This window comes from Tunturiibacter gelidiferens (assembly GCF_014201335.1).
In the GTDB taxonomy this organism is placed as follows: domain Bacteria; phylum Acidobacteriota; class Terriglobia; order Terriglobales; family Acidobacteriaceae; genus Edaphobacter; species Edaphobacter lichenicola_E.
Map to the genome: position 1 here is coordinate 1 of NZ_JACHEB010000019.1, position 15,155 is coordinate 15,155.

General features: G+C 56.2%; 12 protein-coding genes and 1 pseudogene. 7 read left to right on the forward strand and 6 right to left on the reverse strand.

The annotated features are described in order from the left end of the window. Positions 1–285 precede the first annotated feature (285 nt). Positions 286–1,806, reverse strand: a complete 1,521-nt coding sequence (locus HDF14_RS25770; protein WP_260698616.1) for a protein adenylyltransferase SelO — start codon at positions 1,804–1,806, stop codon at positions 286–288. A 503-nt stretch (positions 1,807–2,309) separates the two neighbouring features. Between HDF14_RS25770 and HDF14_RS25775 the strand changes: the two genes are divergently transcribed. Next, positions 2,310–3,941, forward strand: a complete 1,632-nt coding sequence (locus HDF14_RS25775) for a rhamnogalacturonidase (RefSeq protein WP_183981633.1) — start codon at positions 2,310–2,312, stop codon at positions 3,939–3,941. A 282-nt stretch (positions 3,942–4,223) separates the two neighbouring features. Here the strand turns inward: HDF14_RS25775 and HDF14_RS25780 are convergent, their stop codons facing one another. The 5 genes from HDF14_RS25780 to HDF14_RS25800 form a co-directional block, all read right to left on the reverse strand. Then, positions 4,224–4,502, reverse strand: coding sequence for a hypothetical protein (locus tag HDF14_RS25780; protein WP_183981634.1), 279 nt, complete (start codon positions 4,500–4,502; stop codon positions 4,224–4,226). A 172-nt stretch (positions 4,503–4,674) separates the two neighbouring features. Continuing rightward, entirely contained in the window at positions 4,675–5,616 is a 942-nt protein-coding gene (locus HDF14_RS25785; protein WP_260698617.1) for a transglutaminase family protein, read from the reverse strand. Next, positions 5,579–8,074, reverse strand: coding sequence for a circularly permuted type 2 ATP-grasp protein (locus tag HDF14_RS25790; protein WP_183981636.1), 2,496 nt, complete (start codon positions 8,072–8,074; stop codon positions 5,579–5,581). Before HDF14_RS25790 ends, HDF14_RS25785 begins: the two co-directional genes overlap by 38 nt. Beyond that, the gene (locus HDF14_RS25795; protein WP_183981637.1) at positions 8,071–11,295 is read right to left on the reverse strand and encodes a transglutaminase family protein; all 3,225 of its coding nucleotides are present in this window, start codon (positions 11,293–11,295) and stop codon (positions 8,071–8,073) included. The genes HDF14_RS25790 and HDF14_RS25795 overlap by 4 nt, the downstream gene beginning before the upstream one ends. Positions 11,296–11,346: 51 nt before the next feature. Next, complete coding sequence (locus HDF14_RS25800) at positions 11,347–12,324, reverse strand: transglutaminase-like domain-containing protein (RefSeq protein WP_183981638.1); 978 nt, start codon at positions 12,322–12,324, stop codon at positions 11,347–11,349. Positions 12,325–12,713: 389 nt separating this feature from the next. Between HDF14_RS25800 and HDF14_RS27085 the strand changes: the two are divergent. The 6 genes and pseudogenes from HDF14_RS27085 to HDF14_RS25820 form a co-directional block, all read left to right on the forward strand. Beyond that, positions 12,714–12,839 (forward strand): annotated as a pseudogene (locus HDF14_RS27085) (hypothetical protein); the annotation flags it as partial. Between the two features lie 141 nt (positions 12,840–12,980). Beyond that, on the forward strand, positions 12,981–13,505 hold the full coding sequence (locus HDF14_RS27090; RefSeq protein WP_260698618.1) for a hypothetical protein: 525 nt from the start codon (positions 12,981–12,983) through the stop codon (positions 13,503–13,505). A gap of 66 nt (positions 13,506–13,571) precedes the next feature. Beyond that, positions 13,572–13,865, forward strand: a complete 294-nt coding sequence (locus HDF14_RS25810; RefSeq protein ID WP_183981639.1) for a hypothetical protein — start codon at positions 13,572–13,574, stop codon at positions 13,863–13,865. A 71-nt stretch (positions 13,866–13,936) separates the two neighbouring features. Then, positions 13,937–14,260 carry a tetratricopeptide repeat protein gene (locus HDF14_RS27815; RefSeq protein WP_406707280.1) on the forward strand — a complete coding sequence of 108 codons (324 nt, stop codon included), beginning with the start codon at positions 13,937–13,939 and terminating at the stop codon, positions 14,258–14,260. Continuing rightward, positions 14,214–14,702 (forward strand): hypothetical protein, encoded by a 489-nt coding sequence (locus tag HDF14_RS25815; protein WP_183981640.1) that lies wholly within the window; start codon positions 14,214–14,216, stop codon positions 14,700–14,702. The genes HDF14_RS27815 and HDF14_RS25815 overlap by 47 nt, the downstream gene beginning before the upstream one ends. After that, complete coding sequence (locus HDF14_RS25820) at positions 14,692–14,955, forward strand: tetratricopeptide repeat protein (RefSeq protein ID WP_183981641.1); 264 nt, start codon at positions 14,692–14,694, stop codon at positions 14,953–14,955. Before HDF14_RS25815 ends, HDF14_RS25820 begins: the two co-directional genes overlap by 11 nt. Positions 14,956–15,155: the final 200 nt, after the last annotated feature.

The following is a 15,155-nucleotide window of genomic DNA, read 5'->3' on the forward strand; positions in this document are numbered from 1 at the left end:
CCAGATTCGCGAAAGGCGAAAATAGTATGACTTGCCCAACTACATGCCCTTGACACGGACCGGCCTTCTCATGGAAGGCCAATGCACTCATCGAGAACAATTTGTGCGCCCGAAGGTCGATCAGTGATGAACAAAGGTTGGTCACGATGGTTTCTGATTAAAGCAGTCGAGCCCTCAACCCTCACGAACACTGATGTCATCCGTAACGGACAGTGACGTGAGCTTCGAGAAAGGTTTTTGGAGAGTTCAAGCTTCGAATCGGTTGACCTATCGTGGCCCGACTGCTTAGGTGCCGCAGAAAGTCTGTCGGACACATTCTTCCGGGCTGGCTGGCGTGACATACCGTTCCAAGCCCGGCCTTTCCTGATAGGGACGTGACACGATCTTCAGCAAGTCCTCGAATGGCTGGAAGTCCCGGAGCTCGACGGCGGCGTCTAGTGCCGCCTCTACCACATGGTTCCGTGGGATGTACGCCGGATTTACCAACCGCATGGCAGTAGCGCGCGCCTCTGCGGATACGGGCTCTTCCTCCAGGCGTCGGCGCCATTCGAAAGCCCATAGGTCGTAAGCCCCTGCGTCAGCGAACTGGTTGCGTACTTCCTCGTCTCCTTGTGATCCGGCCACGGCATCGCACAACCGGCGGAGGGTCAAGGTGAAGTCGGCGCCGTTAGTGGCCATGCGCTGCAGCAAGTCCTCGACCAGCGCTGCATCACCATGGCGTTCCGTGAAGAGGCCAAGCTTGCGACGCAAGCCGGAGGCGCGAGCGGCTGCGAAGGTGGAATCGAAGGCAGCGAGCGCCTGGTTAGCCGAGGCGATCGCGGTCGATTCGCTACCCTCTTCGAATTCCAGGATGGGCAGCAGAGTTTCGGCAAGACGCGTCAGGTTCCAGAGTGCGGCGCGGGGTTGGTTGCTATAGGCGTACCGTCCCTGATGATCGATGGAGCTGAACACCTTGTCTGGCTCGTATGCTTCCATGAAGGCACAAGGGCCGTAATCGATTGTTTCGCCCGAGATGGCGGTGTTGTCGGTATTCATCACGCCGTGGATGAAGCCGAAGAGCATCCATTGTGCGACCAGATGCGCCTGCCGAGCGATTACGCCATCCAGCAATGCCCGATACGGCCGCTTCTTACCTGCGGCCTCAGGATAGTGCCGGGCGATTGCATAGTCCGCCAGCCTGCGTATCCCTTCCGTGTCACCCTGAGCGGCGAAGTACTGGAAGGTACCCACACGGAGATGACTCGCCGCGACTCGGGTCAGAACGGCTCCGGGCAAGACCGTTTCGCGAAACACCTGTTCGCCAGTGGTGACCGCGGCCAGGGCACGGGTGGTCGGCACGCCCAGCGCCGCCATTGCTTCACTCACGATGTATTCGCGCAGGACCGGACCGAGTGCGGCTCTGCCGTCGCCACGGCGGGAGAAGGGAGTCGGACCGGAGCCCTTGAGCTGGATGTCGTAGCGCACGCCATCACGCCCCATCACCTCCCCTAGCAAGTTGGCACGGCCGTCGCCGAGCTGCGGTACGAAGTATCCGAACTGGTGCCCGGCATAGGCGAGCGCTAGGGGTTCGGACCCATCGGCGACCCGGTTGCCTGCCAGGATTTGCACTCCTTGTTCACTCGCCAGCGCGTCCGGGTCGAGCTCAAGGCTACGGGCCAGTTCCAGATTCAGCTTCACGAGGCGCGGGGTCGCTACCGGTGTTGGATTTACCCGGGCGTAGAAGCGCTCCGGTAATCTCGAATAGGTGTTATCGAAGCCGAGACGGACGGCGTGACTGTCGGAGTTGGACGTGTCAGGTAGCGCCATTGAGGGAAGATCTGGTGAACTCATGTTTTATTGGATGCCGGCGTGCTGTAATCGCTCCGTCTCAGGTCGATATACGAACACTGATTTCTCGTTGATGAAGTCGACAACGGTATACGAACGGCTCAACTTCAAGCTCGGCATACAGCCTTCAATGCGTTCAACCAACATTCGTTAGGATCGAACTTTGGAAACTCACTAACTTCTTCGAATTTTGATATATGGAAACGGAACGACTTCGAACTCGCGCGATGTACAGATCTCTGGAAGAATGGAGTTTTACCTTCATTTGCTAACTTGCGGAGGCCGACAGGCCCAACTCGCTGTGTCTCCTCAAATTCCCGTATTGAAGACTCAAACCACAGCAACGCGGGTGCCTGTTAGATGGCACTCGCGTACCAACAGAATCTGCCCGAACGATGCTACCGGAATGGTGTCCTTTGCCTGCGGTGCGCGCTCGTATGAAGCGAGGTTCTCTTTCTTCCAGGCTTGATAAGCTTACTCGAATGAATAACCAACGCCGCAGCATCCTCAAATTCGCTCCGTTTGCCCTCGCCGGTCTCACCGACAATTCGGTGTTTGGCCAAGCCAACACAGCCAGTCCTGTGATGACTCCTTTGTTTTTCGACGTACGGGTTCATGGAGCGACCGGATCGGGCAGAAGCTTGGATTCCCCGGGCATTAACGCAGCGATTGACGCCGCAGCCGCTGCTGGTGGCGGGACGGTCGTATTTCCAGCTGGGACCTATCTCTGTTTTTCCATACGCCTCCGCAGCCGGGTGCATCTATATATCTCGCAGGGCGCAACCATCCTCGCCGCCGGTTCCCCATTACCAGGTCAGACGACAGGTGAGATGGGAGGAGCGTACGATGTGGCAGAACCGAAGACCGCTTACGACGCCTGCCAGGACTACGGCCATAACCATTGGCACAATTCACTGATCTGGGGAGAGGGCCTCCATGACGTCGGAATCAGTGGTCCCGGACTCATCTACGGCAAAGGACTTTCGTTCGGCGGATGGATCAAGGGTGAACGTCGTGGCGATTACCCGATCTACGAAGCAGAACAAAATGGCGTTGGCAACAAGGCCATCGCACTAAAGAATTGCCGCAATGTCATTTTTCGCGATTTCAGTATCCTCAAGGGCGGCCACTTCGGCCTGTTGCTTACCGGCGTGGACAATCTGACCGTCGACAACCTAACCATCGACACCGATCGCGACGGAATCGATCTAGATTGTTGCAAGAACGTACACGTTTCGAACTGCACGGTGAACTCGCCCTGGGATGACGGCATCTGCCCTAAGTCGAGCTATGCGCTCGGCTATGCACGAGCGACGGAAAACGTCACTATCACAGGGTGCACCGTCACCGGCTACTACCAGTTAGGCAGTGTACTCGACGGAAGCTACAAGATCTTCCCGTCGAGCGAGAACATCTATCGGACCGGCCGTATCAAATGCGGTACCGAGTCGAACGGTGGATTTAAGAACATCACGATCACAAACTGCGTCTTTGAGGGTTGCAACAGCCTTTCGCTTGAGAGTGAAGATGGAGCTTTGTGCGAAGACATTACCATCTCCAACATCAGCATGCGGAACCTGATCTACGGGCCTTTGTTCTTTCGCCTCGGTGCACGACTTCGTGGACCGAAAGATTCAACGAGAGTGGGCACGCTACGTCGTATCCTGGTCTCTAACATCGTGTCCTATAACTCAGACGCGAGCATCGGCAACATCCTCTCGGGGATTCCGGGCTACCCGATAGAAGACATCAAAATCGCGAACTTCTACATGCAGCACAAGGGCGGGATTAGCGCCGAGCAGGCAAAGATCACGCCGCCTGAGGGGGTGGACAAATATCCGGATCCGGGTGTATTCGGTCCCATGCCAGCGCATGGATTTTTCCTGCGACACCTGCTCCACCTTGAGATGAGCCATGTTGAGATCGCTCCTATGGCAACGGATGGGCGGCCCGCATTCGTTCTCGAAGATGTGGAGCGCGCGGACTTTTTAGCGATCACCGCTCCAACTTCACCGCCTGCGTTCGCATTACGCCACGCTAAAGATATACGCGTCAATCTGAGCCGCGCCGCCAAGGACGCGTTTCTGGACAGGGCAGTCAATCAAACACTCTAAGGTGCGACAGATTTGTTACCCGCTCGTAAGTTGTTCCTCTGAGCCAATGGCACAAACTGTCTTCACTGCACGCTGCACGCCAGGCGTCGCAGGCGGGCAAAAAGGGTAAAGTGTAGAAAGTGGAACGAGTCTGTTGGGAAATTGCAGCCCTCTTGTCTCCTCACAGATCACTTCCGAGGAGCCGACCTATCGGTACCTATCTTTCCTCGATGAGCGGATTGGCGATTTGTAGTCAAGCTAGAATCTAGAGCGAGAAGCCTGTATGCGATGGAAAAAAGCGATCTAGTCGATGAGTCTTGCTTCCTTCATCTTTTCTTCGTCAATTGTGAGAAATATGGTGAAAGGAACTTGTCGGTCAAGATGCTGTTCGATGTGCGCAAGTTGGTCTGTTCGTAAGAGCTTCTCAAGTCTTAGAGAGTAGCGAAGGGCCCGTTCCGTAATCTCTCCGCCACCAACGGTTGTTGTTCCCCCCGTAGTTCTATCTGTGGTCACAAATCGTACCGTGGGATATTTGCTGTCTTTCAAAACAGGGTTCACATCGATCGCATAGTCACGCTGCACAGAATCTCTCCAAATGTTTCATACGAATACTGGATTGTCAGCGGCCGACGTGAGAACTCCGAGTCGCTTCGCCAGGGTGCAGTATAAGTCTCCCACTCCCATGGTCTCTTTGCAGCTCATTTGATTAACCTTCGCGAAAAAAAGGCTACAAATTCACGGTAACTTCTCCGACTTACAGAAACGAAGCCGCAACTTGCTCAAAAGTGAGCGGTTCAATATCGACCTCGACTTTGAGAGCGTTTCCGCCTCCGCCCAAGATAAGACCGCGGAGAGGACTGACGTCGCCGTAGTCTCTACCCCAGGCCAGAGTGACATGGCCATCCGTTGGAGCCACATTATTTGTGGGGTCCGCATCAAGCCACCCTTCGTCCCGGCTGTAGGCAGAGATCCAAGCGTGGGATGCATCTGCGCCCACCATGCGCGACTTGCCGGGTGGCGGATATGTCCGCAGATAACCACTCACATAACGAGCCGCCACATTTATTGAGCGCAGACAAGCTATCTGCACGTGCGCGAAATCCTGGCAGACTCCCTGGCGCTTTTTGAATACTTCCTCTGCTGGAGTGCGGACGTTGGTCACCTTCGAGTCGAAGCGGAATTCGGAGTGAATTCGCGAGGTCAGCTCCATGAGTGCACCCCGCATAGGACGTCCGGGAGTGAACGACTCGAGCGCATACGCTGCAAAGTTCTGGTTGAGACGGATGCGGGGAGATGCAAATTGGAACTGGTACGCGGCCAGTCCTTCGTCAGTGTGATCTTCTGCGAGAGGCCTTGCGGACTCTTCCCACGGGCGCGAGAGACTTGCGGACGACGAGGGTTGCCTATCGACGTCGACCTGGCTCCTTGCCTCAACGGTCAGCTCGCTATGAGGTTCCTCCACCGTGAAGAAAGAAAGGATGTTTCCAAAATAATCCGCACGCTCAGTCAGGGTAGAAGGCGTGGGATGAATGCGCAGCGTGTTGCGTACCAGTCGATTTTGCGAGAAGGATCGAGGCTTCAGACACGCCACGTGCTCCCCGACAGACACGGGGGAAGTGTAACGATACGTCGTCCGATGGCTGACGTTGTAAATCAATTCAATCGTTCCCCATGGTGATCGGCAGCGTACGCGCATGACTGAAATAGTGGCTGGAAAGATTGTTTGACCATGACGGAAGCAGGTTCTCGAGCCGAGCCAGAAACTGTTCGACTTCCTCATATCTATCAACCGGGTAAGAGCTCGGCTCGTTGAGGCGATTCGTCATACCCTGAAGGTCAATCCGCCTTAAAGAGCCCACGGCGTCCTGCATTGCCTGCAGATCTGCCGGGAGATGTCGCGGCAGTTTAGCGTAAAGGTCGGTTAAATGGCCTAGTTGAAAATCCAAAGAGCGAGGGTTTGTCTCGTCCGCCATCAGAATGTCGAGGACGGCAAGTGGCTGCAACATCGCATAATAACGCGTGCGATAAGTCACCGTACTATCGGCAACCTCCAGCAACCGTTCGAGATAAGCCCAGTTCTCGACCGCCAGGGGCTTAGTGATGTGGCGCAGTTCACGTGTCAGGTAGATCGCCCGCTCAAGACGGCGTCCAAGACTTAAAAAGAGCCACCCGGAACCGCGATTGATGTTTTCCCGCTCCATCCCCGAAAACGCCGAAAGGAGTTCCAGGCACTTGGTCAACATCGGAGTGTAGCTAGTCAAAAACGTACCTTTTTGAGACTTGACCGAATCACGCAAATGACCGAGCAGCATCATCATGTCTCCTGAAAGACGCTCGCTCACGCTGTCCGCGATGCGGGATACCTCCGCCAGGGTGGCGGCTAAACTATCGGTCCGTTTATGATCGGTCAGCAACGAAAGCAGCTCTCTCCGCAATGCGTTGAAGCTAAGTCGTCCGCGCCTACGGTCGGCAATCCGAGCAGAGCGCGTCCCAAGGCAAGCAGTGAGGCACGTGAGACTTACCAATTCTGCATCCTCTGCAAGATGAATCCTCGGAATAAGGGAGCGAAGGATCCGCGCCTGATTTTCAGCTCGCTCCACGTAGCGGCCCAGCCAGAAGGTATTGTCGGCCACACTGCTGGGGACTACCAGCGACGCGCGGCGCAGTTGCAAAAGCTCATTGCGCGGGGGCAGCAAGCTGAAGGTATCGACTGGCCTGTCGGAGAGTACCCACGCGTCCTTGCTGTGACCTCCCCGCTGCATGGAAACTACTGAGCCTTGAGCTTCGGCGACACGCACCAGACCCCCTGGAAACGCCAACCAGCCGGTTCCGGTGTTCACGACATAGGTGCGCAAGACTACGCTGCGGGAATGTAGGGATTCATTCTCCCATACGGGTGCGGTCGAAAGTTGAACCTGTTCTTGTGCGACAAATTCATGCGGACTGGTGCGTAAGCGCTCTAGAAACTTCTCACGGTCGGACGCCGTCAGCTCTGAACCGAATACCGGCTCCATTCCGACTGAAGAGAACGCTGGCTTGACGACAACTGATTGCAGGTTGTCAGTGACCCAGTTCAGAGCATGCTCCTGCCCGCACCACCAGGTCGCAACCGAGGGCAGTTTGAGTTCCTCCCCAAGGAGGTGTCCGGCCAGACCAGGAAGAAATGGCATAAGAGCAGCTGATTCGATGACCCCGCTGCCAAGCGCATTCGCCACCTTGACGTTGCCCGCGACGACGGCTTCTACAAGGCCAGAAACTCCAAGCAGCGAATCACCACGCAACTCCAGCGGATCACAGAAATCATCGTCAACGCGACGCAAGATGACGTCTACTTTCTCAAGGCCGCCAACAGTCTTGATGAAGACACACCGGTCTCGGACCGTGAGGTCTGCTCCTTCCACAAGGGTGAAGCCGAGATATTTGGCGAGGTAGGAATGCTCAAAGTAGGTCTCGTTGTGGGGACCAGGCGTCAACAGAACTATTCGAGGGTTACTTTGTTCAGACAATTGCGCGAGCGCATCCCGCTGTGCACGGAAGAACGGCGCAAGCCTTTGAACGTTGGAGGTGCGGAAGAGCTCGGGAAGCAGTTCGGATACGATCAATCGATTTTCTAAGGCGTAGCCGCTGCCGGAAGGCGCCTGGGTGCGATTCGCCAACACCCACCACTTCCCGTCAGGAGATCGCGCGAGATCAAAAGCCAGCATGTGCAGATAACTGTTACGTGGAACTTTAACTCCAACCAACGGTCGCAGAAATGCGGGGTTCGCAAAGAGTAGCGCGGCGGGAAGAAGGCCGTCCTTGAGCAAGGTCTGCGAATGATAAAGATCTTCGAGGACCAGGTTCAGAAGTTCCGCGCGTTGGATGATACCAGCTTCTATAAAGCGCCACTCCTCGTCGGGAATCAACAGCGGAACAAGATCAATCTTCCAGGGACGATGAGCGCCTAACGGATCGCCGTACATGTTGTAAGTGATCCCGTTCTCGCGGATCCGCTGTTCTGCCTGAGTCCAACGGAAGGCCAACTCGTTTGGCCCGATCGATTGCAGAGACGCCATGAGCCCCGCCCAATGGGGGCGGGGAGTGATACCATCCACGGAGGATTCTTCGTAGGCCCCGCCATATCGCAGTGGTGACTGGTAGAGATCTCCAATCATGGTTGACTTTCCTCCGCCGAATTCAGACCAGAGATGCGTGGATGATTTAAAGGCGCAGGCCAGCGGAGGTCGAGAGTCATCGGGAAGACCGGGTTGTTCTCCGATGGAGGTGTAGGTACGATGTGGTTAGGTGGAGTGGTGATGACGAAGCGCCTCAAGCGACGCTCCCTTGCCTCCGCTGCATCGGCAGGGCGAGTGGTGTGCAGTGTCCCATCAGGCTGACTTGCATAGTAGACGCAGCGCCCCACGGAGCGTTCCTTCCATGTGTCGATCAGATCGAAGGTAAGAGGAGTGTGGACCGGAATGGTTGGGTGCAGCGCGGTAGACAATCGGCGCGCTCGATATCGGATACCCGCAATAGCCTCATCTGGGATTCCGGATGGATGGAGAGGCACGCTTCGATCATTGCATGTGACGGCGTACCTTGATGCCACGGTGAAACCACTGATTTTCACCTGTATCCGTTCGAGGGAAGAATCTACACTTCTGCCTGTCCCTCCGGACGTAGTCTCCTCCGCCAGCACATTCCACGGCTCCAGAGCCTGCCTCAGTTCAAGTCGCACTCCATCGACTTTGATCTCGCCGATCTTCGGAAAGCGAAATTCGAAGTGTGAGGCGAACCACTTATTAACGAAGGGAAAGTTCCCGCCACGAATGTTGTCGAGCACATTGATGAAGTCGCGCTCTACAAAATGCGGCAGCATGAAACGATCATGGAGTGCAGTCCCCCAACGTAGCAATTCTCCGGTAAAAGGCTTCTTCCAGAAAAGCGCAACGAGTGCACGCACGACCAGTGTCTGAAGAAGACCCATGCGGTAGTGCGGAGGCATTTCAAAGGCACGCAGCTCCAGTAACCCGAACCGGAGACCTTGACCTTCCGGCGGGTAAAGCTTATCGATGCAGAACTCGGCGCGATGACTGTTGCCGGTTACGTCAACCAGCAGATTGCGGAATAGGCCATCCACGATGGACGGCGGACAATCGCCTGCGGGAAGATGGCTAAACGCCACTTCGAGTTCGTAGAGCGCATCGACCCGCGCTTCATCAACGCGAGGGTACTGGCTTGTAGGACCCACGTACATGCCTGCAAAGAGATAGGAAAGAGACGGATGATTCTGCCAAAAGGAAACCATGCTGCGCAGCACGTCCGGACGCCGCAGGATGGGACTATCCTCAATGGTCGCGCCGCCCAGAGTAATATGGTTCCCGCCCCCGGTCGCCAGATGCGTTCCATCATAGCCAAATTTTCCTGCGATAAGACGATGCCGCGGCGCCTCTTCGGCAAGCACTTCGTGAAGCGACTCCAGTTCATCCCACTCCGACGCGGGTGGCATGTTGACTTCGAGCACACCTGGATCCGGCGTGAGGCTGAAGATTTGTAGCCGGAGGTCTGGCGGCGCTGAATAACCTTCGATCCATACCGGCCTTTGCAGATATTGGCTTGTCTCCTCTACAGCCGCTACCAAGTCGAGATAGTCTGCCAGCACCGAGACATAGGGCAGAAAGACATGCAGTCGCCCGTCACGAGCCTGTACGCAGAGCGACGGTCGAATAAGCTCCTGCGCCGAGACCGCATCCTCTGCAATCGCCGGTAGTGGATCTGGCCTGGGATTCTGACTGAACATCTCCGGCCGTCGCGCAGCTGCCGACGGTAGCGCCACTTGTCCATCCTCGCCAAGCTCGTGTTCAAGAACATCGGGTGCGACCCAGGGCATCATTTCGAGAGGGATCCGGTAGCCGATCGGTGAGTCGCCAACCGACAAAGTGAACGTCGCCGGTCTTGCGAACCAGAGCTGGCTCGACCAAGCCAGGTGCCCGCCGGGCTGACGTCGTCGCAATGGGAGAACGAAGCCAGCCGGTTCCTCCTGTGTGGAGCGAGCCTCTATCGCTGGCAGAATATTTCCCGGTTCAGCTCCAAGACGCCGACTCAGCGCCTGTAAAAACTCATAGGCCTGCTGGTTGCCATAGCCATCGTTCTTGCTCTCTAAAGCGAACAGGTCGCCGTTCTCCCACACCGGAACACCGTCCTTGCGCGAGATACAGTGGAACGCCCAACGTGGCATCGGTTCACCCGGATACCATTTGCCTTGACCAAAATGAAGCAGCGCACCCAACGCTGTACGCTGCCGGATGGAACGAATCAGCGATAATCCTGCGCTACGCTTTTGCCGGCCGAGCGCCTCAACATTCCACTGGGCGCTCTCTGCGTCATCGATGCCGACAAAGGTTGGCTCGCCACCCATAGTGAGCCGCACATCTTGGGCCTTCAAGTCACGATCGACGTGATACGCCAGCTCTCGTATCTCGTTCCAATCGTGTTCGCTATACGGGGTAGTCAGGCTTGGAGCCTCATCCATCCTGCGCACTGTCACCTCGTAAGTAAACTCTACACCGGCTGGCTCAACGGTACCGTGTACGGGCGCAGCATTGCCTGGCGTGGTGCTGCAAGCGAGGGGGATGTGTCCCTCTGACGTCAGCAGACCTGAAGTGGGGTCCAAGCCAATCCAACCTGCTCCTGGAAGATAGACTTCAGCCCAGGCATGGAGATCTGCCGAGTCGGTCTTCCGGGCATCTTCTTCCGCGAACCTTTCATGATCCGCCAACTGAATGAGATATCCCGAGACGAAGCGGGCTGCGAGACCTAGTTGACGGCATACTTGTACCAGGAGCCAGCTTGAGTCGCGACACGACCCCGTACTCCTTAAAAGAGTTTCTTCGCAGCTTTGCACCCCATGCTCAAGCCGCGTTATATACGCGACCTCATTCCGTAGCCGCTCGTTCAGCTTGAGCAGGAAAACGATGGTCGGCTGCGGGCCGCGAACGCTCCCCACGAATTCTCTGAGAAGCGGTCCGGCAGCCTCGACCGCTAGAAATGGCTCCAGATCTCTCGCCACCTCAGGTCTGTAGCTAAAAGGTATCCTCTCGGCCTCAGGTTCTAGGAGAAAGGCGAACGGGTTTACCGGAGTCATATCGGCAATCAGATCCACCGTGACGATAAACTCGGATGCTTGACTGGAAAAGACGACCCGAGCTACATGATTTGCCAGTGGGTCGAACTGCCAGGAGTAGACGCTATCAGTCGGCTCGATCTCCAACGAGTAACTGAGAATGGGCGTGCGGCAATGCGGGGTAGGACGCAGCTGAATGATCTGTGGTCCTAACCATACAGGCTTTTCATAGTGGTACCGTGATTTGTGGTGCACCTGAACTTTGGTTCCCATTCACCCTCGTGCGGTCGTAAGAGGATCCGCCTCTTGCTCAAATCTAATGTATTAGGTGGTAGCGGCTTGCGTCTGTATTGGACAGGCCTGGGTGCCGTTGGTCTGCGTGGGCATACTTGATTCGCTGCGGTTCATTAGAGTCGGCACAGCCTGGGAACGTTTGGGAAGTGGGACTTTCTTTCCTACTGCATCTACCTCCCAGGAATCTACATAGAAGTAAGTTAAGTTTGCCGCGCCGAAGCTGGTTGTCATGGCTACGTCGGCCGCATCTCTTCCCGTCGCCATCAAAATTCGGCCAAGGCGAGGATAGTTATGGCGGGCATCTAGATCGATCCACTGTCCATCGAGAAAGACCTGATACCACGCGCTGAAGTCGCCGAGCCCGCTAGAGGGTCTTTGAATGTCCCCGATGTAGCCAGTCACATAACGAGCCGGTATGTTCTGGCATCGTGAAAGCGTTACCGCAAGGTGTTGGAAGTCTCGGCACACACCTACGCGCTCCGTGAAGACATCCATCGCGGTCTTGGTTGGTCGCGCGGCGTTGTAGTTAAAGATCACCTTTTCGTGAACCCAATCGCGGATCGCCGTGGCCCGCGCCCAGCCTGCTGGTATGGACCCAAACAGGTCATGAGCTATCCCGCCAAAGCGATCAACCTCGCAGTAGCGACTGGGCAGCAGAAACTGCAGGACTTCGGTCGGAAGGTCCTCGATCGATGACTGTTGAGCATCGGGATAACTCTTATCGGGACGATTCTCCGACTCAATCAGGCTTGTTCCGGAGATTCGCAGGTGACCGGCTGGAGCAACAAAGCGTGAGCAGATATTTCCGAAGGAGTCGGTATAGTCACTCGGTGTAATGGCCACTCGTGGCTCGGCACCGACAAAAGACCCCGTACCGAGGTGTTCAACCAGCAGTTCATCAGCGGACCGAAGTCGCTCGTGTAGCGACGGATGTAGATGCAGAAGAGCAACGACTACCGAAGGGCTCGGTAGATGAAATTGAAGGTCGAACGCGGATCGGATAAGCATAGGCGCTGACCTCGTCTATAAATTGACTTCCGGGCGAGTTCCTAGTCTAACGTGTTGCTCTCGGATTATTAGAACCAAGGGGCGATCAACCGGTTGCAGGGGCGTCAGAACCCACGCGACCCTGAAGGTCAAATCAACTTGTCGTGAAGGCTTTGTTAACTGCTAAGCCCATGCGTTTCAAGTGAGTAAGGAAGGCTGTTAACCGGCGTCACGCAATGGTAGACTCGACTCCTGATCAGTCCTCTATAATTTTGGGTGCCAAGTGTGCGGACACAGCCCGGAATTGTCTATGGATTCGGTCCGTTTGAGGTAAACCCACCTCGGGGAAACTCCTGAAGAACGGGAGACGCATAAGGCTACAGGAGCAACCCTATCGGCTCCTCGTCGCGCTGCTCGAAAACGCCGGAGAGGTCATCAGCCGAGAGGAACTTCGAAGCCGCCTCAGGCCGGGCGATACGTTCGTTGATTTTGATGGCAGACTCCGCGTGGCAGTGAGCAAGCTGAGTGAGGCGTTGGACGATAACGCCGACGATCCCCGATACATTGAGACAATTCCAAAGCGAGGATATCGGTTCCTTGTTCCTGAAGTGCACCGGATAGACGCCACTTATCAAGCCGCTCATGAAATCGCCGCACCGCGCGAAGATCCCGAGCTCTTGAAAACGGACGCAACTCCGGTTGCCGTCAGCCCAAAAGACAACCCTCTGCTGAGGTACGGGATCGCTGCAATCGCCGCGGTTATTCTGACAGCCGTCGGGACCTTCCTTTGGCAGCAGCGCACGCACGCCAAACCGCCCACGGACAAAGATGTGCTGGTGCTCGCGGACTTCGCCAACGCCACCGGCGATCCGGTCTTCGACGGCACGCTGCGGCAAGGGCTCTCCATCCAGCTGGAACAGTCCCCCTTTCTCAGCATTGTCTCTGACGAAAAGATCCAGCAGACTCTCGGTCTGATGGGCCAGCCCGCCGATGCAAAGCTGGTATCGGCAATCGCGCGAGAGGTCTGCCAACGGACGGCGAGCGCCGCGGTGCTCGATGGTTCGATTGACAGGATTGGCACTCAGTACCTTCTGAACCTTAAGGCAGTCAACTGCGAGAGCGGAAAAACGCTGGCGAGCACGGAGGCACAGGCGAGTGACGAGAACCATGTGCTTAATGCACTTGGAAAGGTGTCCGTCTAGATACCGAATAAGCTGGGCGAGTCTCTAAGCACGATCCAGAAGTTTGACACTCCTTTGGAGGAGGCGATGACACCCTCGCTTGATGCCCTGAAAGCTTACACCTCCGCCATGCAAGCAATGAGGACAAAAGGGCCGGAAGCGGCGACGCCGTTTTTCAAACATGCTGTCGAACTCGACCCGAATTTTGCGGTGGCGTACGCCTACCTGGGCGTCCAGGCAACCACTGGTCTTGAACCCGGCCTCTCAATGGAGTACCGCACAAAGGCCTATGAACTGCGCGACCGGGCCAGTGAGGCGGATAAGTATTGGAACACTGCCACCTACCATAAAGGAGTAACCGGTAACATCCAGAGGCCATAGAAGCCTGCGATCTCCGGATCCAGGATTATCCGCGCTCAGAGCTGCCGCAGGTATACCTGGGTGCAGCAGTCTTGCCGGTCGTTGGACAATATGAGAGAGCAGTGGAAGAATCCACCGAGGGAGTTCGTCTGCGTCCTCACTTTGCCCTCGCCAACGCTTTCAGTATTCGTGCGTACACCGCTCTAAATCGCTTCGATGAAGCGAAGGCTACCTACGCGCAGGCTCTTGAACGCAAATTACATACCTCCTACATCGATGCCGCCATGTATTCCTGGCATTCGCGCAGAACGATAGGGCGGCGATGGTCCAACACGTTGCAAAGGTGTCTCTACCGAATGGGAGCACCAGATGTTGAGTATGGAAGGCGATACTGCCGCCTATTCAGGGCGCCTTAGAGACGCCCGCGAGCTTAGCCGCCGCGCGATGGACCGCGCCCAACGCGCCGGAGAGAAGGACGCGCCCGCACTCTACTCTGGTACCTCCGCACTGAGAGAAGTCTGGTTCGGCAACACCGGCGAAGCGCGACGACGCGCCACTTTGGCATTGAAGCTCTCGAGCGGCCGCGATCTGCAGTATTTTGCTGCGCTCGTGTTTGCCTATAGCAAGGATGACGCGCGAGCGAAGGTGCTGGCCGACGATTTGAACAAGAGGTTTCCGGAAGACACAATTGTGCAGTTCAACTATCTGCCGAGCCTCCGTGGAAGGCTTGCACTCAACAAAGGATATGCTTCTGGCGCCATTCAGGTTCTACGGATTGCCGCACCTTATGAACTTGGGGAAACGAGAGCCATTGATCTGGATTGGACCGCGATGTTTCCAGTCTTTTGTGCGTGGTGAAGCCTATCTGGCTGCCCGTCGGGGTAGCGAAGCAGCCGCCGAGTTCGAGAAGATCCTCGACCATCGCGGCCTCGTCCTGAATCAACCCATCGGTGCGCTTGCCCATCTTGGCCTCGGCCGCGCTTATGTGTTGGAGGGTGACATCCCCAAGGCCAAAGAGACCTACCAGGACTTCCTGATCCTATGGAAAGACGCGGACCTCGACGTTCCTGTCCTGCAACAGGCGAAAGAGGAGTACGGAAAGTTGAGGTAGCAAAGAGGATCCCGCATTGGCCGTGTACTTCATCGCTATGGCGCGCCTGAAGAGTCGCGCTATCGATAACTCTAACTTCGATTCTCGCTGGTCTCAATTGGTGATAACAGGCGAAAGAGGAGTACGGAAAGTTGAGGTAGCAAAGAGGATCCCGCATTGGCCGTGTACTTCATCGCTATGGCGCGCCTGAAGAGTCGCGC